This is a genomic window from Benzoatithermus flavus (genome assembly GCF_037908215.1).
GTDB lineage: Bacteria > Pseudomonadota > Alphaproteobacteria > Geminicoccales > Geminicoccaceae > Benzoatithermus > Benzoatithermus flavus.
The window spans coordinates 19,822-40,571 of the sequence record NZ_JBBLZC010000022.1; the positions used below are offsets into that span (position 1 = coordinate 19,822).

The window sequence follows — 20,750 nt, forward strand, 5'->3', positions numbered from 1 at the left end:
CACGCATGAAGCTACGATCCTGGTTGACGGGCACTTGTCTTGCGGCCGCTCTGGCCACGACGGCCGCCTGGGCGCCGGCGCAGGCCGAGGATGCGCTCTATGTGCCGCTCATGACCTACCGCACCGGCCCGTTCGCGGGCTCCGGCATTCCGATCGCCGATGGGATGCACGACTATCTCGAGATGCTGAACCAGCGCGACGGCGGCATCGGCGGGGTCAGAATCGCGATCGAGGAGTGCGAGACCGGCTACGATGCGCAGAAAGGCGTGGAGTGCTACGAGAGCACCAAGGCCAAGCGCCCGCTCATGCACAACCCGTGGTCGACCGGAATCACGCTGCAGATCATCCCGAAGGCCGCCGTGGACAAGATCCCGGTCCTGTCCATGGCCTACGGCCTCTCGGCGGCGGCGGTGGGCAAGCAGTTCCCGTGGGTGTTCAACCCGCCCGACACCTACTGGGACGGCGCGTCGGTGGTCTTGCGCTACATCGGCGGACAGGAAGGCGGCCTCGAGAAGCTGAAGGGCAGGAAGATCGGCTTCATCTATCTCGATGCCGGCTACGGCCGCGAGCCTCTGCCGCTGCTCGAGCAGCTCGCGCAGAAATACGGCTTCGAGCTCCTGAAGTACCCGGTTCCCGCCAACCAGATGCAGAACCAGAGCTCGCAGTGGCTCAACGTGCGCCGCGACCGGCCGGACTGGATGGTGATGTGGGGCTGGGGAGCAATGAACCCGACCGCGGTCAAGGAGGCAGCCAAGATCCGCTACCCCATGGAGCGGTTCGTGGGCGTGTGGTGGTCGGGCGGCGAGGACGACGCACGGCCGGCGGGTGAGGGGGCCAAGGGCTATCGCACCTTGAACTTCAACGCGGTCGGCGCGGACTTCCCCGCCATAAGGGACATCAGGAAGCACGTGGTCGAGAAGGGGCTGAGCCGGGTGAGCTCGCCCGACAAGGTGGGCGAGAATCTCTACAACCGCGGCGTCATGAACTCGGTCCTGATCGCCGAGGCGATCCGGACGGCGCAAGCGCTCTCCGGCAAGAAGCTGGTCACGGCCGAGGACGTGCGCCGCGGCCTCGAGAACCTGGACATCGACGAGGCGCGGCTCGAGGCGCTGGGCCTCAAGGGCTTCATGCCGACGATCAGGCTCTCCTGCGAGGACCATTCCGGCGCTCATCCGGTCTATGTCCAGGAATGGGACGGCAAGGCCTGGAGGAAGGTGACCGACTGGATCCCGCCGATGACGGACGTGGTGCGGCCGATGCTGGAGCAGGCCGCGGCCGAGTACGTCAAGGCGAACCAGCCTTGGCCCGAGCGCACCGAGCCCTGCAGCTAGATCGAGCAATTCGTCTCGCCCCGGTCGTCTTTTCTCCGTCGGGAGGAGGGACGACCGGCGGCGGCTCCGGGAGGTACGAGCTTGAGCGCGAGCGCCGGTCGGGCAGCGTTGCTCGAGATCAACAACATCGAGGTGGTCTACGACCACGTCATCCTCGTCCTGAAGGGCGTCTCGCTCGCCGTGCCGAAGGGCGGCATCGTGGCGCTTCTGGGTGCCAACGGCGCCGGCAAGACCACCACCTTGAAGGCGGTCTCGAATCTGCTGCGCGTCGAGCGCGGCGAGGTCACCCGCGGCGGCATCGTCTTCGACGGCGAGGAGGTGCAGGCGCTGAGCCCGGCCGAGCTCGTCCGCCGCGGCTGCATCCAGGTCATGGAGGGCCGGCATTGCTTCGGCCATCTCACGATCGAGGAGAACCTGCTCACCGGCGCCTACACCCGAAAGGACGGGGCCGCCGCCATTCGGGACGACCTCGAGCGGGTCTATGCCTGCTTCCCGAGGCTCAAGGAGCGGCGCCGCTCGCAGGCGGGCTACACCTCCGGCGGCGAGCAGCAGATGTGCGCGATCGGTCGGGCGCTGATGGCGCGGCCACGCATGATCCTCCTCGACGAGCCCTCGATGGGCCTCGCCCCGCAGCTCGTCGAGGAGATCTTCGAGATCGTGGCGAAGCTCAACCGCGAGGCCGGCGTCACCTTCCTGCTCGCAGAACAGAACACGAACCTGGCGCTTCGTTACGCGAGCTACGGTTATATCCTCGAGAGTGGCCGTGTCGTCCTTGACGGCGACGCGGAAACCTTGAAGAAGAACGAGGACGTGAAAGAGTTCTACCTTGGGTTAAACCCGACCGGGCGGAAGAGCTTTCGCGACATAAAAAGCTACAAGCGGCGGAAACGGTGGTTATAAGTGGCACATGGAGAGCTTAGTCGGCGCGCTATAGTTGATTTTGCTTTCGGGGTCGAGCCCGTTTCTCTGGCGCAGCGCCTGCAGCAGGCGCTGGTGCGCCGGCTGCGGGAGCGCATCGGCCCGGACCGCTACAACGGCTACGGCCAGTTGGCCGACTGGCGCTCGGGCCTCGTTCCCGGCATCGAGCCCGAGCTGCTCGGCGATCGGGTGTTCGACCTGCGCGCGCGCCTGGCGCGGCCCGACAGTCCGGCGGCGCTCACGCTGAACTCGTTCCTGCCCTGGCTGCGCCACATGGAGCGCCTGCGGCTCGCCGGTATCGAAGGCTTCCGGGAGCTCCACTTCGATGCACGTTGCCCGACCGGCGTGCGCGGCACGCCGCCGCACATCGAGCTGATAGCCTCGGGATCCTCCGGCGTGGTCGGCGCCTCGATCCGGACATTCGACTATCTCGCCCGGCGGCAGAGCAAGTTGTCGCCGGCCTACGCCGCCCTCGCCGTGCCCGAGACGCTGAGGCCGTGGATCGAGCTCATGCGCGCGGTCGCCGAGCGGGCCGAGCGGTTCCGCTATGTCGACGTGCCGGCGCTGGCGAAGCTCGCGGTCGGCATGGGGCGGATCTTCGCCGGTCGTCCGATCCGGCTGCTCTACATCTTTCTCGAGCCCCTGGATGCCGCGAACACATCGCCTTTCGACGAGCACCGGGTGGAGCTCGCCCGTCTGATCGCCATGGTGGCGGAAAGCGGGGTCAAGCTGGTGGCGTGCAGCTTCCACGAGCTCTGGCAGGGATGGCGACGGGACGAGCCTTTCCCCGGCCTGCGCGAGATCGTCGCGGAGCTCGAGCAGCGCTACAGCGTGGCCATGCCCCGCTGACGTCCGCTATGCTCCGGACGGCGCAGCGTTTCCGGCCGACGCGCCGATTGGGGTGAGGATGCCTGAGACGGGTGCGACCTACTACGACCGGCAGGAGGTACGGAACCGGGACGAGCGGGAGGCGGCGATCTTCCACGCCCTGCCGGGGCTGATCCGTCACGCGCTCGACACCGCGCCTCATTTCGCCGATCTGTTCGGCGGCATCGATCCCGACGCGGTGACGAACCGCGCCGCGCTGGCGCGTCTGCCGCTCACCCGGAAATCGGATCTGATCGAGCTGCAGGCGCGGCACCGGCCGTTCGGCCGGCTCAACGCGACGCCGGTCACGCGGCTCGCCCGCATCTTCGCCTCGCCCGGGCCGATCTACGACCCGGAGGGTGCCCGCACGGACTATTGGCGCTTCGCCCGGGCGATGTACGCGGCCGGCTTCAGGTCCGGCGACATCGTCCACAACACCTTCTCCTACCATCTCACCCCGGCCGGCTCGATGGCCGAGGGCGGAGCCCGGGCGCTGGGCCTGCCGGTGATCCCGGCCGGCACCGGCCAGACCGAGCTGCAGCTTCGCGCCATTGCCGACCTCAAGCCTACCGCCTATGTCGGGACCCCGTCTTTCCTCTCGATCCTGCTCGAGAAGGGGAGGGAGCTGGGCCTCGACACCTCGTCCTTGAGGAAGGCTCTGGTCTCGGGCGAGGCGTTCCCGCCGGCGCTGCGGCAGAAGCTCGAGGGCGAGTTCGGGATCGTGGCGTTCCAGTGCTACGCCACGGCTGATCTCGGTCTCGTCGCCTACGAGAGCTCGGCGCGGGAGGGCCTCATCCTCGACGAGGCGGTGATCGTCGAGATCGTTCGGCCCGGAACGGGCGATCCGGTGCCGGACGGGGAGGTCGGCGAGGTCGTGGTCACGGTGTTCAACCCCGACTACCCGCTGATCCGCTTCGCCACGGGCGATCTTTCCGCGATCCTGCCGGGGATCAGCCCGTGCGGCCGGACCAATGCGCGGATCAGAGGCTGGCTCGGCCGTGCCGACCAGACCACCAAGGTGCGCGGCATGTTCGTTCATCCCCGGCAGGTGCACGAGGCCGTGCGGCGCTGCGGGATCGACGGGCGGGCCCGCCTCGTCGTCACGCAGACGGCTGGGCGGGACGAGATGCGGCTCTTGTGCGAGGCTGCGGGCAGCCCCGAAGGGCTCGCGGTGCGACTTGCCGAGTCGCTCCGTGCTGCGACCGGCCTCAGGGGCGAGGCCGAGCTGGTCCCGCCGGGCTCGCTGCCGAACGACGGCAAGGTGATCGACGATCAGCGCTGAGGTCGGCCTCTTGTCCCCGATGTGCTTCGCTGCCGACGAGCTCGCCTGCGTGCGCGGCGGGCGTCTCGTGTTCGAGGCCCTGAGCTTCCGGCTGGCCCCGGGCGATGCGCTCGTGCTGCGCGGGCCCAACGGCAGCGGCAAGTCGACCCTGCTCCGCCTGCTCGCGGGCTTTCTCCGGCCGGCTGCCGGCATCTTGCGCTGGGACGACGAGCCGGTTGCCGCCGCTTCGCCCGAGCACCGCGCCCGGCTGCATTTCGTCGGCCACGCCGATCCGGTGAAGCCCTTGCTGTCGGTCGCCGAGAACGTACGCTTCGCGAGCACCGTCGCGGGCGGGGCGGTAGCACTCGCCCAGGCCTTGCGCCACTTCGCCCTGGACGAACTCGCCACGACACCGGCGCGCTTCCTCTCCTCGGGCCAGAAGCGACGAACGACGCTGGCCCGCCTGCTCGCGAGCCCGCGGCCTTTGTGGCTGCTCGACGAGCCGGGTGTCGGCCTCGACCGTGCCAACCGCGACCGCCTCGAGCAGGCGATCGCGGATCACCGTGCGGGCGGCGGCATCTGCATCCTCGCCACCCACGGCGACGTCGCGGTGCGCGACGCCTATGTCCTCGATTTCGGGTCCTGACCGTCCGTGGCCGCCCTGAAAGCGCTCCTCGCCCGCGACCTTTCGCTCGCCTTCCGGCGCGGCGCCGACACCGCCATGGGGCTCGTCTTCTTCGTCGTCGCCCTCTCGCTGTTCCCCTTCGGTGTCGGCGCCTCGCCCGACATCCTGGCCCGGATCGGGGCGGGGGTGATCTGGGTCGTGGCCCTGCTGGCGGTTCTCTTGACCCTCGACCGTCTCTGGCAGGCCGACTTCGAGGACGGCTCGCTCGAGCTGATCCTACTCTCGCCGGCTCCCCTCGAGCTGCTCGTGGTCGTGAAATGCCTCGCCCACTGGCTCACGAGCGGGCTCCTTCTGGTCGTGGCCTCGCCGCTTCTGGCACTGCTCATGAACCTGCCGACGGAAGGCTGGTGGGCGCTGCCGCTCGCCCTTCTTCTGGGCACGCCCACGCTCACCCTCATCGGCTCGATCGGTGCTGCGCTGCTTTTGGGCAGCCGTCGGGGCAGCGTGCTGATCGCGCTCCTGGTCCTGCCGCTCTACGTCCCGGTCCTGATCTTCGGTGTGGCGGCGGTGGAAGGTGTCCTCATGGGGCTGAGCGGCGCCGCACCGCTCCTGATCCTGGGCGCTATCCTGCTCGCAGCGCTGGCGCTGACCCCTTTCGCCACCGCTGCGGCCTTGAGGCTGGCGCTGGAATAGATCTTGCATCTTGCTTTCGTCATCCGGCTGGCCGACATCAAGGCCAGCCTTCAGCGCTTGGCCGGATCATGCACGCTTACGCCAACCCCCTCCGCTTCCAGCGGATCGCCGATGCCGTCTTTCCTTGGACGGCCTGGGCCACCGTCCTGCTCGCACCCGTGGCCCTCTGGTTTGCCCTCGTCGTGGCGCCGGCCGACTACCAGCAGGGCGAGGCCTACCGGATCATCTACGTCCACGTCCCGGCCGCGTGGATGAGCATGTTCTGCTATCTCTTCGTCGCCGTGGGCAGTGCGGTGGGGTTGATCTGGCGCCATCCCCTGGCCGAGGTCGCGGCCCGCGCCGCGGCCCCTGTGGGCGCCGTGTTCACGGCGATCGCGCTCGTCACCGGCTCGCTCTGGGGCAAGCCGATGTGGGGCACCTGGTGGGTGTGGGACGCGCGGCTGACCTCGGTCCTGATCCTGTTCTTCCTCTATCTCGGCTATATCGCGCTGCACGACGCCTTCGAGGACCCGGCGCGTGGTGCCCGCGCCGCCTCGATCCTCGCGCTCGTGGGCGTGGTCAACATCCCGATCATCAAGTTCTCGGTCGACTGGTGGAACACGCTCCACCAGCCCTCGAGCATCCTGCGCATGGGCGGGCCGGCGCTCGATCCCTCGATGCTCTGGCCACTCCTCCTGATGGCGCTCGTGTTCAAGCTCTATTTCGTGACCGTCGTGATCCTGCGCATGCGCGCCCAGCTCACCGAGCGCCGGATCCGGAATCTCCGCCTCAGCGCCGCTGCCGCCTGAGGCGGCTTCGGAACCCGCTCTCTGCTGCCCGACCCGGCATCGGAAGGTGGAGCGGCCGAGGTCTTCCGGCAAGCGAGGGTGCGCGCGTCGGCGCGGTCCAGCGCGCTTTTTGCCGCGTTTGCCGCTTTTTCGGCTCGGGTCTATAAGCCTACGACCTTCCGCGAGATTGGGGCGCACCCCGCCGCGCGGCACCACGACCTCATGCCCTGGGAGGACGATCTTGCCCGTTACCGGTCATGACACCCTGCAGGTCCGCCGCTCGCTGCAGGTGGGCGACCTCGCCTACGACTATTTCTCGATTCCCGAGGCCGAGAAGGCTCTGGGCGACCTTTCGCGGCTGCCTTTCTCACTCAAGGTGCTGCTCGAGAACCTGCTCCGCTTCGAAGACGGCCGCAGTGTCACCGTCGAGCATCTGAAGGCCATGGCGGCCTGGCTCAAGGAGCGCAGCTCGCAGACCGAGATCGCGTACCGGCCCGCGCGCGTGCTGATGCAGGACTTCACCGGCGTGCCGGCGGTGGTCGATCTCGCCGCCATGCGCGACGCCATGGTGGCCTTGGGCGGCGATCCCAAGAAGATCAACCCGCTCGTCCCGGTCGATCTCGTCATCGACCACTCGGTCCAGGTCGATGCTTTCGCGAGCAGGCTCGCCTTCGAGCGCAACGTCGAGCTCGAGTATGAGCGCAACCGGGAGCGCTATGCCTTCCTGCGCTGGGGCTCGCAGGCGTTCGACAATTTTCGCGTCGTCCCGCCCGGCACCGGCATCTGCCACCAGGTCAACCTGGAGTACCTCGCCCAGGTGGTCTGGACCGCGAAGGAGGGCAACAAGGAGGTCGCCTATCCCGACACGCTGGTCGGCACCGACAGCCACACCACGATGGTGAACGGCCTCGCCGTGCTGGGCTGGGGCGTCGGCGGCATCGAGGCCGAGGCGGCGATGCTGGGCCAGCCCGTCTCTATGCTGATCCCCGAGGTTGTGGGCTTCAAGCTGACGGGGGCGCTGCCCGAGGGTGCGACCGCCACCGACCTCGTGCTGACCGTGACGCAGATGCTGCGCAAGAAGGGGGTCGTCGGCAAGTTCGTCGAGTTCTACGGTCCCGGCGTCGGCAAACTGCCGCTCGCCGACCGTGCCACGATCGCCAACATGGCGCCCGAATACGGTGCCACCTGCGGCTTCTTCCCGATCGACGAGGTGACGCTCGACTATATGCGCCTCACCGGCCGCACGCCGGAGCGCGTGGCGCTGGTCGAGGCCTATGCCAAGGCGCAGGGCATGTGGCGCCACGACGGGATGGCGGATCCCGTCTTCACCGACACGCTCGAGCTCGACCTCTCGACCGTCGAGCCTTCGCTCGCGGGTCCCAAGCGCCCGCAGGACCGTGTGCCGCTCAAGAGCGCCAAGCAGAGCTTCGAGGATGCGCTCCCGAGCCTCGCCGGCGACAGCCCGCGCGACGCCAGCGTCCCGGTCAAGGGGACGGACTACAGCCTGAAGCACGGCGACGTCGTGATCGCCGCCATCACGAGCTGCACCAATACCAGCAACCCCGGCGTCATGATCGCCGCCGGCCTCGTCGCCAAGAAGGCGGTCGAGAAGGGCTTGAACCGCAAGCCCTGGGTCAAGACCTCGCTGGCACCCGGCTCGCGCGTCGTCACCGACTATTACCGGAAGGCGGGCCTTCAGACCTATCTCGACCAGATCGGCTTCGATCTCGTCGGCTACGGCTGCACCACCTGCATCGGCAACTCCGGCCCGTTGCCTGATGCAATCGGCGACGCCGTCAACGAGGGCAAGCTGGTCGTCGCCGCCGTGCTTTCCGGCAACCGCAACTTCGAAGGCCGCGTCCACGCGCAGGTGAAGGCCAACTATCTGGCCTCGCCACCCTTGGTCGTCGCCTATGCCCTCGCCGGCTCGATGACCAGGGACATCACCACCGAGCCCTTGGGTATGGGCAAGGACGGCAAGCCCGTCTACCTCAAGGACGTCTGGCCGACGCCGCAGGAGGTGGACGCGGCGGTGCGCTCGGCCGTCACGGCCGAAGGTTTCAGGGCGTCCTACGCCGACGTCTTCGCGGGCGACGCGCGCTGGGCCGCGATCGGCGCCGACAAGGCGGCGATGACCTATAGCTGGGACCCGAACAGCACCTACATCCAGCTCCCGCCCTACTTCACGGGCATGAGCCGCGAGCCGGCGAAGAGCGTTTCCGACATCAAGGGGGCGCGCATCCTGGCGCTCTTGGGCGATTCGATCACGACCGACCACATCAGCCCGGCCGGCAACATCGCCAAGACCAGCCCTGCGGCCAAGTACCTGATGAGCCGCGGCGTCGAGCCCAAGGACTTCAACCAGTACGGTGCGCGCCGTGGCAGCCACGAGGTCATGATGCGGGGCACCTTCGCCAACATCCGCATCAAGAACGAGATGCTGGGCGGCAAGGAGGGCGGCTACACGAAGCTCTGGCCGGAAGGTACCGAGATGTCGATCTACGATGCCGCCATGGCCTACAAGGAGCGCGGCGTACCGCTCGTGGTGATCGGCGGCAAGGAATATGGCACCGGCTCCTCGCGCGACTGGGCGGCCAAGGGCACCAGCCTGCTCGGCGTGAAGGCGGTGATCGCCGAGAGCTTCGAGCGCATCCACCGCTCGAATCTGGTCGGCATGGGTGTCCTGCCCTTGTGCTTCTACGAGGGCACGGACCGCAAGACCCTGGGGCTCGATGGCAGCGAGACCATCGACATCCTGGGCCTTGAGGCGGGTCTCAAGCCCCGTATGCAGCTCACCTGCCGCATCACCCGGGCGGACGGCTCGGTGCAGGAGGTTCCGGTCCTGTGCCGCGTCGATACGCTGGACGAGGTCGACTACTACAGGAACGGCGGCATTCTGCAGTATGTGCTGCGCCAGCTCCTGGCTTCGAGCGAGCCCGTCGGCCGCGCCTGAGCCACGATCTCCATCGGTCGTCACGAGCGCCGGCCTTCGGGCCGGCGCTTTTTTGCGTGCGCGCGCCCGCCGTCGCGGTTTGCCGGTCCCGGCACGGAGACGAGCCTTGACCGATGCCTGGATCGGCGTTCAGTATCATAACGGGACCATATCGCCGATCGGGCCGATTTTGTCCCGCATTTCCAGACAACTGGGAGAAATGGCGATGATTCTGACCTCGCGCCGCTCCGTGCTCGCGACGGCCGGCCTGCTGGCCATGGGCCTCGCCGGCTGCAGCAACACGCAAGGCCCCGTCTCCGCCTCCACGAGCACCGGAGCCAAGCGGGCCGCGATCGACGCCGAGGTCGACGCGGCCCTGGCGGAGCTCTATCGCACGCGGCCGGGTGCGAGGCAGCTCGCCGACCGGGCCAAGGCCATTCTGGTGTTCCCGAGCATCACCCAGGCCGGCTTCGGCGTCGGCGGCCTCTACGGCACCGGCGCCATGCGCGAGGGCGGCAGGACCACCGGCTACTACAACATCGCCGGCGGCACGATCGGGTTCCAGATCGGCGGGCAGAGCTTCTCACAGGCCTACTTCTTCAACACCGCCGACGCGCTCGAGACCTTCCGCAAGACCAAGGGCTTCGAGCTCGGCGCCGGGCTCACCGCCGTCGCCGCCGACTTCGGCGCCAACGGCGAGATCACGACCTCGACCCTGCAGAAGCCGCTCGTGGTCGTGACTTGGGGTCAGTCCGGCCTCATGGCCGGCGCCACCATCGAAGGCGCCAAGATCACCGAGATCAATCCCTGACGGATGCTGACGCCGGAGGCACGGCGCCGCTCCCGCGCTGGAGCTTTCTTACCAAACGATCATAATCCTGTGCGCAAGTTACCCGAGATGGTGCTATATCGTTAAGCGAATGAAATCCGATTGCTGCGCGGAGGGGCATGCCTCGGCGCAGCAACGGATAATGGCTGTGAGGAAAGGAACCTTTCCGACCATGGGCGGTTCTGGGTTGGCACCGCGGCAGGGCGCGCACTGATAATCATGAGTCATCGAGACGATGAGAAAGGCCGAGGGAACCAGACGGAAACGGACGAGGCGATGCTGGATCGAGCTTTCGACCGATGGCTGAACCGTCAGTTGCATCGGCTTTACGATCCGGTGTTGGTCGAGGCTGTTCCCGACGAGATCATGCGTCTTCTCGAGCAGTTCGAGACTCGTGCCGACCCGGCGCCGGAGAAGCCGGATGAGGACGAAGGCAAGAGCTGACCTCCTGGCTGTGGTCTCCTTGCGGCAGGTTCTGCCGCCATCACCGACGTGGATACCACGAGCATGAGCAACGAACTGGCCCAGGATCTTGCGCGCCATCTTCCTTTCTTGCGACGCTACGCTCGCGCCCTGAGTAGGGATCAGCAATTCGGCGATCATCTGGTCCGCGCCTGCCTCGAGCATCTCCTGCAGAGTGGTCGTCTGCTCGAGCGCGATCGCCTCAAGCTCGAGCTCTACCGGAGCCTGACCCGGATCTGGTCGGAGGTGGCGAATGGCCAGCCATCCTCGGATGCCGGTACCACGATCGAGAATGCGCGCATCGTGGCGGAACGCATCGCGCATCTCGCGGGGCCGCGTCGCCAGATCCTGCTGCTCGCCACGCTCGAGGGCCTTTCGCCGTTCCAGGTGGCGACGGTGATGGACCTGCCGGAGGAGACGGTGCGCAGCGAGCTCGCCGCCGCCAAGCAGGAGCTCCGCTCGCAACCGCCGACGCGCATCCTGATCATCGAGGACGAGCCGGTGATAGCGCTCGACATCGCGCGCACCGTCGAGGACACCGGCCACACCGTCACCGGGATCGCCACCACCCACCGCGAGGCGGTCGAGCTGGCCCGGGCCGATCATCCGGGGCTGGTGCTGGCCGACATCCAGCTTTCCGACGACAGCTCCGGCATCGAGGCCGTCAAGGAGATCTTGAGCCATTACCAGGTGCCGGTGATCTTCATCACGGCGTTTCCCGATCGGCTGCTGACGGGCGAGCGGCCGGAGCCGACCTTCCTCATCACCAAACCCTTCGATCCGGAGATCTTGAACGTCGCCATTTCCCAGGCGCTCGCAACCGCAGACGACGCCTAGAGGCGGGCCGGCATGGAGCCGGGCATGAGCGCGCCGACACCGATCGGCCGCGAGCATCGCTGGCCGGCCGGCCTCAAGGCTCGCATGGCGTTCATCCTGGCCGTGGTCCTGATCCCGGCACTGCTCTACTCCTGCTGGCAGGCGGTCGAGGCCTATCGCGACCGTCGGGAGCAGCAGGCCGCGGCCGTCTCGACCATGCTCCGGATCATCGCGAGCTACGAGGCGGACCTGTTCGACAAGACCCGCATGCTGCTCCAGCGCCTGGCCATCGAGCCGGCCATCCAGCGGACCGAGCAGCCGGCCTGCACCGAGCGCCTGATCGAGGCCCGCAACCGCAGCCCGGAATATTTCGACTTCGTCGTGCTCGACGCGGACGGAACGGGCGTGTGCAGCAGCGCCCGGGAGCTGCTCGGACCTTCGAGCGACCAGGGCGGCTATTTTCGGCGGCTGCGCGACGGCGCCGGCTTCGCGATCAGCGATGTCTTCCCGCGTCGGACCGGCAGCGGCAAGACGATCGTGGCTGCCGTGCCGCTGCGCAGCCCTACGGCGAGCGGTCCCTTCTCGGGTGCGGTCGCGGTCTCCATCAACCCGCAGAGCTTCCAGCGTGCGGTCGACAGCATCGACCTGCCGCCGGGAGGCATCGCCTTTCTGGTCGACGGCAAGGGCGAGCCGCTGCTGCCGCTCACGCGGGAAAGGCAGGGCGTGCCTGCCCTGCCGAGCAGCGAGCTGTTCGCGGAGCTCGCGGGGCAGGGCGAGGGCGGGATCACCGCCGAAGGAGCGGACGGAATCCGCCGCGACTACTATCTCGCCAAGATCGCAGGCGACGACCTGTTCGTGGTCGTGGGCGTGCCTTCGCTCCCGCGCTTCGCCTGGCTGCAGCGCGAGCTCGTGATCGGCGTGTTCGCGCCGACCTTGATGCTGGCGCTGGCCGTCGTCACGATCTGGACCGCGAGCGACTATCTCGTCATCCGCCACGTGCGTACGCTGGGCGTGGCGGCGCGCGCCTACAGCCGTGGCGAGCTCGACCTCAGGCTCGATCTCGCTTCCGCGCCGCAGGAGTTCCAGGAGCTGGCGCGTACGCTCGCGCGGATGGCGAGCCGCATCCATCGCCGCGAGGAGGAGCTGCGCGCCTCGCTCGAGCAGAAAGAGCTGCTGCTGCGCGAGGTGCACCATCGGGTCAAGAACAATCTCCAGATCGTGCAGAGCCTCTTGAACTTGCACGCCCAGCGGCTCCAGTCGCCGCGGGCGCGCGATGCCGTCCGGCAGACGCAGATGCGGGTCGGCGCTCTGGTGCTGGTCCACCGCAATCTCTACGAGAACGACGACATTCAGGAGATCGATCTCGGTAGCTTCCTCCCCGAGCTGTGCAGCATGCTGGAGGAGGTCAACGCGGCCGACCATGCCGCGGTCCAGCTCTCGGTCGTCGCGGAATCGGTCCGGGTGCTCGCCGATCAGGCCATCCCGCTCGCTCTGCTCGTCACGGAGGCCGTGAGCAACGCGTTCAGGCATGCGTTCCGCGACGAGCAGGGCGGCCATGTCGAGGTCGGGCTCGCGAGGGAAGGCGAGCGCGTCCGGCTGGTCGTCGCCGACAACGGCAGCGGCTTCGCTGCGGCGGACGACGGCGGCGGCATGGGGATCACACTGATGCACATGCTGGCCAAGCAGCTCGGCGGCAGCCTCGTCGTGGCCGAAGCCACCGGCATCAGGTTGACACTCGACTTCCCGCTCCGGGAAGGAAGGACCCAATCCCGATCCGGGAAGATTCCGGCCACGGGTGAGGCGACCGCCGCCTGAGCCGTCGAGGCTTCCTTCGCAGGGCTTTGCCCTCGGCGCTTCCAGCCTCTGCCGTGACGTGCGGCATCAGGGAACTGCGCTGCATCACCGTTGGTTTGATCGGCGACGTGGCGGCTCTCGGCAGAGGCCGCCGAGACGGGAAACTCCAGCGGACCGACGGTTTTTCCGGATCGCGGCGGCGAGCCCCTTACGCGGGTTCCTCGCGGCGGCGGTCGAGGTCTGCCCGAAAGGAGCTGCCTCATGGGCTTCGAAATCGGCGGCCTGGTCGGCCTCCTCGTGCTGATCGCGGACATCTGGGCCATCCTCAACATCATCGGCAGCTCCGCATCGACCGGAGCAAAGCTGGTCTGGGTGCTCGTCATCCTGGTGCTGCCCGTTCTGGGCCTCCTGATCTGGCTCGCTGCCGGCCCGCGCGCGGCCCGCCTCGCCGAGCCGCGGTGATCGCGACGGGCCGTGCTTGGCGGGTGGTGGAACCTTGCCTTGTCCGGTCCGTTGTTAGGTCGAGACCAGGACGAGGCAGACAGAGAGAACGTGATGGGCGTGTTCAGAGAGGACGTTGCGGCGCTGGTTCCCCACCTGCGGGCGTTCGCGCGCAGTCTTACGGGCGGCGACGTTCAGCTTGCCGACGACATCGTGCAGGACACGATTGTGAACGCGCTCCAGGCGCAGCACCAGTTCACGCCTGGCACCAACCTGAAAGCTTGGCTGTTCACCATCCTCCGCAACCGCTTTCGCAGCGTCATCGCCAGGAAGCACGTCACGGCCGAGGTCCCCGACGACGATCTCGAGCGTCATTCCTGGGCGCCGGCCGAACAGGAGAGCCGGATCGAGGTCGCTGCCTTCAAGCGGGCGTTCCGGGCGCTCAGCGCCGCGCATCGCGAGGTTCTGGTCCTGGTCGCGGTCCACGGCCTGCCCTACGAGCAGGTGGCCGCGATCTGCGGCTGCGAGATCGGCACGGTGAAGAGTCGCGTCAACCGCGCCCGTGCCATGTTGAAGAAGATGCTCCTCGACGATGCCTTGCCGCTCGACCCCGAGCGGATGCCGGCGGTCGTGCACGCCGGCCGGCTGGCGGCGCCGGGCGAGGCCGATCTCGCCGAGGCCGGCCGGGCCAGCCGGTTGCACAGCGGCGCGGAGCATCGTCGTGCCGCGACCGTGCCGCGGCGCAGCCTGAACTGATCTTTTCCACTCGTTCCCCGCAGTCGACTGGGCGCCCGCAAGGGCGCCGTTTTTTGCTGCCGCAGGACGGGAAAGCCAGGAAGCGCGACGGCATTCCTCGTGGATCGCGGCGCACGTCGCGCTCACGCGGGCGCGAACACCTCGATCGCCTGCGGCAGGACGGTGAAGTGGACCGGGGTATGCGTGGTGAGCTCGCCGTCCGTGTTCACGGGCAGCATCCGGTCGGTCAGAACGTCGATCGCGGGTGCGGTGAGGGTGACCACGCCCGCGATGGCCGAGTGCCGGCCGCGCAGGAGCCAGGGCAGCTTGCGGAGGAGCTGCCAGGGACTGTGCGGCTCGAGGGCGTAGAGATGGAGAAGCTGATCGTCGATCGCCGCCTCCTCGTGCACGACGATGCCGCCGCCGTGATAGCGCCCGTTGCCGACCGCGATCTGGATCGCCTTCACCGCGACCGTCTCGCTGCCGGTGCGGATGGTGGCGTGGAACGGCTGCCCCAGGCCGATCCGGGCCAGCGTGATGGCATAGGCGAGCGCACCGAAGCGGCGCTTCGTCCGCCGGTCCATCGCCCGCGCCAGGCGGGCGCTCAGGCCCATCGTGGCGATGTTGAAGAACAGCTTGTCGTTGGCGCGGCCGAGGTCGATCCGCCGACGCTTGCCGACGACGACGATCCGCGCCGCCGCCACGGGATCGGGCGGAATCGCGAGCACGCGCGCCAGATCGTTCGCGGTCCCAAGCGGCAGGATGCCGAGCGGCAGCCCGGTCGCGAGCAGAGCCTCGGCGGCCGCGTTCATGGTTCCATCGCCGCCGCCGATCACGACGAGGTCGACGAGCGCGCGGTGCTCCCGGATCGCCGCCTCGACCTCGACCGGGCTGTCGAGCCGCAAGGCCAGGACCTCCATGCCGGAGGAGCGCAGGACCTCCAGCGCCGCCGTGACGTCGTTGCTGCCCCTGCGGCTGCGGGCATTGATCACCACGAGCGCTCTATGAGGTCTCACCGCCGCGCCGCCTCCTCGATCGGCCGGGGATGCAACCTGCCGGAAGAAGGCAGGTTCCGACCCCGCGAGGACGGCTCGGGCGGCCATGCGCCCGCTCGGCGCTGACGGCGCGAGGAGCCGGTCCGCCCCGTTGGCTTCGCTGCCGACCGCCCCAGACGGTCCCGACGGTGCCCTAGCGCGGTGCGGGCGATCCGGTGCGGCGCGTGCTCGCCTGCGCCGCGATCAACGTGTTGCGCAGGAGGCAGGCCACGGTCACCGGGCCGACCCCGCCCGGGACCGGGGTGATGGCGTCCGCGACCCGGATGGCCTCGGCGAAGGCGACGTCGCCGACGAGCCGGCTGCCGCCGTCGCCCGTGGCGACGCGGTTGATGCCGACGTCGATCACCACCGCACCGGGCTTGATCCAGTCGCCCCGGACCATCTCCGCCCGGCCGATGGCCGCGACCAGGATGTCGGCCCGGCGGCACAGCTCGGGCAGGTCGCGCGTGCGGGAATGGGCCACGGTCACCGTGCAGTCGGCGCCGAGCAGAAGGGCCGCCATCGGCTTGCCGACGATGTTGGAGCGGCCGATCACGACCGCATGGCATCCGGCGAGACCGTCGCTCCCGAGCGTCGTGCGCAGAAGGTGCAGGCAGCCCCAGGGCGTGCACGGCACCAGGAGATCCTCGGGCAGAGAGCGGCCGGCCGAGAACAGGCGGCCGACATTGAGCGGATGGAACCCGTCCACGTCTTTGCCCGGGTCGATGGCGCGGAGCACCGCCTCGGCGTCCATGTGCGCAGGCAAAGGAAGCTGGACCAGGATGCCGTGTGTCGCGGGATCGTCGTTGAGCCGCTCGATCCGTGACAGGAGCTCCACGGTGGTGCTCGTCTCGGGCAGCTCGATCAGCTCGCCCGCGATCCCGGCCTCGGCTGCCATCCGCGTCTTGGTCCGGACATAGGCGCGGCTCGCCGGATCGTCGCCGACGATGATCACCCGCAACCCCGGTGCCAGCCCGTGCCTGGTCGTGAAGGCGGCAGCCTCGTCGCGGACGGCCGCTCGCAGCCGGGCCGCCTCGGCCTTGCCGTCGATGATGCGTGCCGCCATGCGCTCCGTCTCCCTCGCTCGAGGCGTGCACCAGTCCCGCCGGGACTCGCTCCGCCCCGATCTCGGGCCGGGGCGGGATGGGGCCCGGATGCTGCCGGCCCGTGCCCGGGTCCGGCTTGGCTAGTCGGTCGGATCCGGATCGGCAAGGCCGAGCGCCGCGAGTTCGGCCAGGATCGCCTGCGAGGTCGGATCGGCGCGGCGCTGCGGGGGGATGTAGGTCTGAAGGTTGGAGCGCCGTGGCTCCATCACGATGCGGGTGCTGCCCACGGCGGTGCTGCGCGGCAGCGGCGCGCCATCGGTCGCGCCCGGCACGGACGGTCTCGTCGGGGTCCTCAGCCTGAGCGTCGTGGCGCGGTTACGGTCGGTCATCGTCGCTATACCGTTCTGGCGTTCCGTTGCAGGGAGGGGCTCGATCGGGGAGTAGGGGCAGGTCGGCTCGAGCCACAGCGGATCCGCGCCTGTCGACCGGGAAGGCGTCGCATTCCGTCGTCAGGACGAAGAAGGATCGCGTGTGCCGACAATCCGGGCTCTGGCTGTGCACTTCGGGGCTGCCACTCGCAGCCCGCGAAAGCTAGCCGTTTCGTGACCGGACCGCAATGGCGGCGGCCCGTGCGGGCGGCCGCCTGTGACGATGACGCGCGCCCCCGAGGAGTCGCATCCCGTTCTGGCGCCGGCCACGGTCGGGCCATCGGCCATCCGGCAGGTTTGCCCGTCGCGGGCAATGGTATTATGAGCATACGAGCAGGAAGGGCCAGGAGCGATCAACGGCGAGTGATTTCCATGGATAACGAACCGATCCGCCGCCGCAAGCTGTCGCACGAGGTGCTCGACCGTCTCCTCGCCCGGATCACCCGGGGTGAGTTCGCACCAGGCGAGCACCTGCCGTCCGAGCGCGATCTCATGAACCAGTACCAGGTCGGCCGGCCGGCCGTGCGCGAGGCCATGCAGGCGCTGGAGCGGATGGGTTTCATCACCATCACCCACGGCGAGCGGGCGCGCATCGTGGCGCCGACGGCCAGGACCATCATCGACCAGGTGGCGCACGCCGCCCGCCATCTGCTCGCGACCTCGCCCACGACGCTGCAGCAGCTCAAGGAGGCGCGGCTGTTCTTCGAGACCGGCATCGTCCGCATGGCCGCGGCCCGCGCCACCGACGCCGACATCGCCCGGCTGAAGGAGCGGCTCGACGAGCACCGCGCGGCTGCGGCCACGCAGAGCCTCGGACGCTCCGACTATTGGGACGAGTTCCTGCAGAAGGACATGGCATTCCATCGCGAGATCGCCGTCATCACCGGCAACTCGATCTATGTCGCGTTGAGCCAGGCGATCTTCGAGTGGCTGGCCGAGTTTCATGTCGGCCTCGTGCGACTCAAGGGTGCGGAGGCCCTGACCATCCAGGAGCACACGGCGATCTTCGAGCGCATCGCCGCACGGGACGTCGAGGGAGCGGCCGAGGCCATGACTCGTCATCTCAGCCGCGCCAACGAGCTCTACCGTCAGTTCGAGCGCACGGCCGAGACCGTGTGAACCCCTGTTGCGGTGACCGGCACGGTCGGTGTGACGAGCCCATGAGAACCTCGCTCGTGCGAGCGATCCCCGGATCGACAAAAGCCGCGATCCTGACCGCCGATCTTGGCGCTTCCAATGTCATCGGCCGGCGGACGGCAGCTTCGGCGTGGCCGGATCGGCCTTCGCACCGTCCGCAGCGCTTCATCATCGCCGATCTCGGCATCCCCCTGGACCTTGCCCGCTTCTTCTTCGGCGAGAACGCGCGTCTGCCGCACGCGGGGCGGAAATCCCGGACGCGGACAGTCTCGAGACTCCTCATCGAGCAGTCGTACACGGCAGTGGCTGCTAGCGCTTGACTTTCACTGGTATGATGACATGATGTGACGCAGGCATGCACCCACCAACGATCCGGCGGCATCCGGCAGGTGCCGTCGGCCAAAGCACGAAGGGACATGTCAGGGAGGTTGTGCTGCATGGACCGGCGACACGTGATCCTGGTCGAGTTCACGCTGGCCCCCGCGACGCGTGATGCGTTCCGCGCTCTCGTCCTGGAGAACGCCGCCGCGTCCATGCAGCGCGAGCCGGGCTGCCGGCGGTTCGACGTCCTCGTCCCCGAGGGCGATCCCGGCGATCGGGTGATCCTCTACGAGATCTACGACGATGCGGCGGCGTTCGAGGCGCATCTCGCGAGCGAGCACTATCGGCGCTTCGCCGAGGCCGCGGGTCCGCTCGTCCTGACCAAGGCCGTGACCAGGCTCGGCTTCGCCGCCTGAGCGGCGACCCATTCCAAGGAGACGGCAGCCATCATGGCAGCGGACAGCCTCAAGGCCCAGGCACAGAGCCGGGAGCTCAAGGTCGGCCACTTCATCGTCGAGTTCGCGACTCCCGGCATCGGCTACATGCTGAAGAACGCCGGCTGCGACTTCGTCCTGTTCGACACCGAGCATTCGGGCTTCGGCTTCGAGACCATCAAGAGCGTGCTGCGCTACTTCGAGGCCGCCCGCTTGCCCGCCATCGTGCGCGTGCCGTCCAAGGAGTACCACCACATCGCCCGCGCCGCCGACATGGGGGCCGAGGGCATCATGCTGCCGATGGTGAACGACGCCGCCGAGGCGCGGCACATCCTGAACTGCATGAAGTACACGCCCATGGGCCAGCGCGGCGTGGCGCTCGGGGTCGCGCACGACCTCTACCAGGGCGGTGCGGTCATGGACAAGCTGAGCGGCGCCAACACCCGCACCACCTTCTTCGCCCAGATCGAGACCAGAGCCGGGGTCGAGAACGCCGACGCCATCGCCGCCCTCGACGGTGTCGACTGCCTCTGGGTCGGCCATTTCGATCTCTCGGCCTCGCTCGGCATTCCGGGCCAGTTCGAGCACAAGGATTTCCTGGACGCGATCGACGCCGTGACCCGCGCCTGCCGGCGTCACGGCAAGGCCACGGGCCGGCTCGTGCCCGATGTCGCGACCGGTGCTGCCTATCATGCCAAGGGCTTCGACTTCATCTGCTATTCCGGCGACGTCTGGGCCTACCAAGCGGCGGTGAAAGCCGGTGTGGACGGCATCCGCAAGGCCTGCGGGGGTGGGGCATGAGCCGGCTCAAGGTGGCGCTGAGTGGCGACTTCAAGCGCCCCGACGGCAGCCCGACCTACCCCAGCTTCGACCTCTCGCCGCTCCTGGACGACCCGGACGTCGAGGTGGTGTTCGTCGATCCCGTGGACGGCGTCATGCCGGCGACTGGGCTCGCCGGCTGCGATGCCCTGATCCTGCTGATGCCGAGGTTCACCGCCGCGAGCGTGCCGGCCGACGGCAGGCTCGCGGTCGTCGCCCGCTTCGGCGTCGGCTACGACAGCGTGGACGTGAAGGCCTGCACCGACAACGGCATCGCCCTCGTCATCACGCCCGACGGCGTGCGCCGGCCGGTGGCGGTCTCGATCCTGACCTTCGTCCTCGCCCTCTCGCAGCGGCTCCTGATCAAGGACCGGCTGTGCCGGCAAGGCCCCGAGGGCTGGGCGAGACGGTCCGACTACATGGGTGAGGGGCTCGTCGGCAAGACGCTCGGCCAGCTCGGCATGGGCAATATCGGTGCGGAGGTGTTCCGCCTCGCCCAGCCCTTCGGCATGAAGTTCCTCGCGCACGATCCCTACCAGGATCCGACGGTCGCGGCCGAGCTCGGCGTCGAGCTCGTCGGTCTCGAGGAGCTGTTCCGCCGCGCCGACTTCCTCTCGGTGAGCGTGCCGCTCAGCGACGCCACCCGGCATCTCGTGAGCGACCACCTCCTCGGCCTGATGAAGCCCACCGCTTGGCTGATCAATACCGCACGCGGGCCGATCGTCGACCAGAAGGCGCTCTACCGGGCGCTCCGCGACGGCTGGATCGCCGGGGCCGGGCTCGACGTGTTCGAGGTCGAGCCGTGCCCTGCCGACGAGCCCATCTTGGCGCTCGACAACGTCATCGTGACGCCGCACTCCTTGTGCTGGACCGACGAGTGTTTCGCCGGCAACGGCGCGGCCGACGTGCGTGCGGTGCTGGACGTGATGCACGGGCGCATACCGCGGGGCATCGTGAATCGCGAGGTGATCGATTCCACGGCCTGGCGGAGCAAGCTCGCGGCGCTGCAGGCCCGCTTCGGCGGCTGACGGTTCGCGCGAAGGCGCGATCCTTGGGGGAG

At 68.5% G+C, this 20,750-nt stretch carries 22 protein-coding genes; 19 read left to right on the top strand and 3 right to left on the bottom strand.

Going from position 1 to position 20,750, the window contains the following annotated elements:
* Positions 1–5 precede the first annotated feature (5 nt).
* The 14 genes from U1T56_RS18495 to U1T56_RS18560 all read left to right on the top strand — a co-directional run bounded on the left by U1T56_RS18495 (position 6) and on the right by U1T56_RS18560 (position 14,492).
* Positions 6–1,331, top strand: a complete 1,326-nt coding sequence (locus U1T56_RS18495; RefSeq protein WP_418160973.1) for an ABC transporter substrate-binding protein — start codon at positions 6–8, stop codon at positions 1,329–1,331.
* Between the two features lie 81 nt (positions 1,332–1,412).
* On the top strand, positions 1,413–2,231 hold the full coding sequence (locus tag U1T56_RS18500) for an ABC transporter ATP-binding protein (protein ID WP_418160974.1): 819 nt from the start codon (positions 1,413–1,415) through the stop codon (positions 2,229–2,231).
* A 93-nt stretch (positions 2,232–2,324) separates the two neighbouring features.
* Positions 2,325–3,098, top strand: coding sequence for a hypothetical protein (locus U1T56_RS18505; RefSeq protein ID WP_418160975.1), 774 nt, complete (start codon positions 2,325–2,327; stop codon positions 3,096–3,098).
* A gap of 58 nt (positions 3,099–3,156) precedes the next feature.
* Entirely contained in the window at positions 3,157–4,398 is a 1,242-nt protein-coding gene (locus tag U1T56_RS18510; protein WP_418160976.1) for a phenylacetate--CoA ligase family protein, read from the top strand.
* A gap of 19 nt (positions 4,399–4,417) precedes the next feature.
* Positions 4,418–5,023 (top strand): heme ABC exporter ATP-binding protein CcmA, encoded by a 606-nt coding sequence (gene ccmA / locus U1T56_RS18515; protein ID WP_418161026.1) that lies wholly within the window; start codon positions 4,418–4,420, stop codon positions 5,021–5,023.
* Between the two features lie 6 nt (positions 5,024–5,029).
* Positions 5,030–5,695, top strand: a complete 666-nt coding sequence (gene ccmB / locus U1T56_RS18520) for a heme exporter protein CcmB (protein ID WP_418160977.1) — start codon at positions 5,030–5,032, stop codon at positions 5,693–5,695.
* A 68-nt stretch (positions 5,696–5,763) separates the two neighbouring features.
* The gene (locus U1T56_RS18525) at positions 5,764–6,483 is read left to right on the top strand and encodes a heme ABC transporter permease (protein WP_418160978.1); all 720 of its coding nucleotides are present in this window, start codon (positions 5,764–5,766) and stop codon (positions 6,481–6,483) included.
* A 220-nt stretch (positions 6,484–6,703) separates the two neighbouring features.
* Positions 6,704–9,415 carry an aconitate hydratase AcnA gene (gene acnA / locus U1T56_RS18530; RefSeq protein ID WP_418160979.1) on the top strand — a complete coding sequence of 904 codons (2,712 nt, stop codon included), beginning with the start codon at positions 6,704–6,706 and terminating at the stop codon, positions 9,413–9,415.
* A 205-nt stretch (positions 9,416–9,620) separates the two neighbouring features.
* Positions 9,621–10,205, top strand: coding sequence for a lipid-binding SYLF domain-containing protein (locus U1T56_RS18535; protein ID WP_418160980.1), 585 nt, complete (start codon positions 9,621–9,623; stop codon positions 10,203–10,205).
* A 294-nt stretch (positions 10,206–10,499) separates the two neighbouring features.
* Entirely contained in the window at positions 10,500–10,667 is a 168-nt protein-coding gene (locus tag U1T56_RS18540; protein WP_418160981.1) for a NepR family anti-sigma factor, read from the top strand.
* A 63-nt stretch (positions 10,668–10,730) separates the two neighbouring features.
* Positions 10,731–11,522: a response regulator gene (locus tag U1T56_RS18545; protein WP_418160982.1), complete on the top strand. Its 792-nt coding sequence runs from the start codon at positions 10,731–10,733 to the stop codon at positions 11,520–11,522.
* Between the two features lie 24 nt (positions 11,523–11,546).
* Positions 11,547–13,316, top strand: a complete 1,770-nt coding sequence (locus tag U1T56_RS18550; RefSeq protein ID WP_418160983.1) for a sensor histidine kinase — start codon at positions 11,547–11,549, stop codon at positions 13,314–13,316.
* 240 nt (positions 13,317–13,556) lie between these two features.
* Positions 13,557–13,757, top strand: coding sequence for a PLDc N-terminal domain-containing protein (locus tag U1T56_RS18555; RefSeq protein ID WP_418160984.1), 201 nt, complete (start codon positions 13,557–13,559; stop codon positions 13,755–13,757).
* A gap of 93 nt (positions 13,758–13,850) precedes the next feature.
* On the top strand, positions 13,851–14,492 hold the full coding sequence (locus U1T56_RS18560; RefSeq protein WP_418160985.1) for a sigma-70 family RNA polymerase sigma factor: 642 nt from the start codon (positions 13,851–13,853) through the stop codon (positions 14,490–14,492).
* Between the two features lie 122 nt (positions 14,493–14,614).
* On the opposite strand, the gene U1T56_RS18565 is transcribed toward U1T56_RS18560, so the two are convergent.
* The 3 genes from U1T56_RS18565 to U1T56_RS18575 all read right to left on the bottom strand — a co-directional run bounded on the left by U1T56_RS18565 (position 14,615) and on the right by U1T56_RS18575 (position 16,883).
* Complete coding sequence (locus U1T56_RS18565) at positions 14,615–15,487, bottom strand: lipid kinase (RefSeq protein WP_418160986.1); 873 nt, start codon at positions 15,485–15,487, stop codon at positions 14,615–14,617.
* Positions 15,488–15,659: 172 nt separating this feature from the next.
* The gene (locus U1T56_RS18570) at positions 15,660–16,571 is read right to left on the bottom strand and encodes a bifunctional 5,10-methylenetetrahydrofolate dehydrogenase/5,10-methenyltetrahydrofolate cyclohydrolase (RefSeq protein ID WP_418160987.1); all 912 of its coding nucleotides are present in this window, start codon (positions 16,569–16,571) and stop codon (positions 15,660–15,662) included.
* Positions 16,572–16,691: 120 nt separating this feature from the next.
* Positions 16,692–16,883, bottom strand: a complete 192-nt coding sequence (locus U1T56_RS18575; RefSeq protein WP_418160988.1) for a hypothetical protein — start codon at positions 16,881–16,883, stop codon at positions 16,692–16,694.
* A 468-nt stretch (positions 16,884–17,351) separates the two neighbouring features.
* Here U1T56_RS18575 and U1T56_RS18580 point away from each other — a divergent pair, with 468 nt between their 5' ends.
* The 5 genes from U1T56_RS18580 to U1T56_RS18600 all read left to right on the top strand — a co-directional run bounded on the left by U1T56_RS18580 (position 17,352) and on the right by U1T56_RS18600 (position 20,718).
* Positions 17,352–18,098 carry a transcriptional regulator NanR gene (locus U1T56_RS18580; protein ID WP_418160989.1) on the top strand — a complete coding sequence of 249 codons (747 nt, stop codon included), beginning with the start codon at positions 17,352–17,354 and terminating at the stop codon, positions 18,096–18,098.
* 41 nt (positions 18,099–18,139) lie between these two features.
* A complete protein-coding gene (locus U1T56_RS18585; protein ID WP_418160990.1) occupies positions 18,140–18,436 on the top strand; it encodes a hypothetical protein in 297 nt (98 codons plus the stop codon).
* A gap of 117 nt (positions 18,437–18,553) precedes the next feature.
* Positions 18,554–18,853: a putative quinol monooxygenase gene (locus tag U1T56_RS18590; protein ID WP_418160991.1), complete on the top strand. Its 300-nt coding sequence runs from the start codon at positions 18,554–18,556 to the stop codon at positions 18,851–18,853.
* Between the two features lie 33 nt (positions 18,854–18,886).
* Complete coding sequence (locus U1T56_RS18595; RefSeq protein ID WP_418160992.1) at positions 18,887–19,672, top strand: HpcH/HpaI aldolase family protein; 786 nt, start codon at positions 18,887–18,889, stop codon at positions 19,670–19,672.
* Positions 19,669–20,718: an NAD(P)-dependent oxidoreductase gene (locus tag U1T56_RS18600; RefSeq protein WP_418160993.1), complete on the top strand. Its 1,050-nt coding sequence runs from the start codon at positions 19,669–19,671 to the stop codon at positions 20,716–20,718. The genes U1T56_RS18595 and U1T56_RS18600 overlap by 4 nt, the downstream gene beginning before the upstream one ends.
* Positions 20,719–20,750 lie beyond the last annotated feature (32 nt).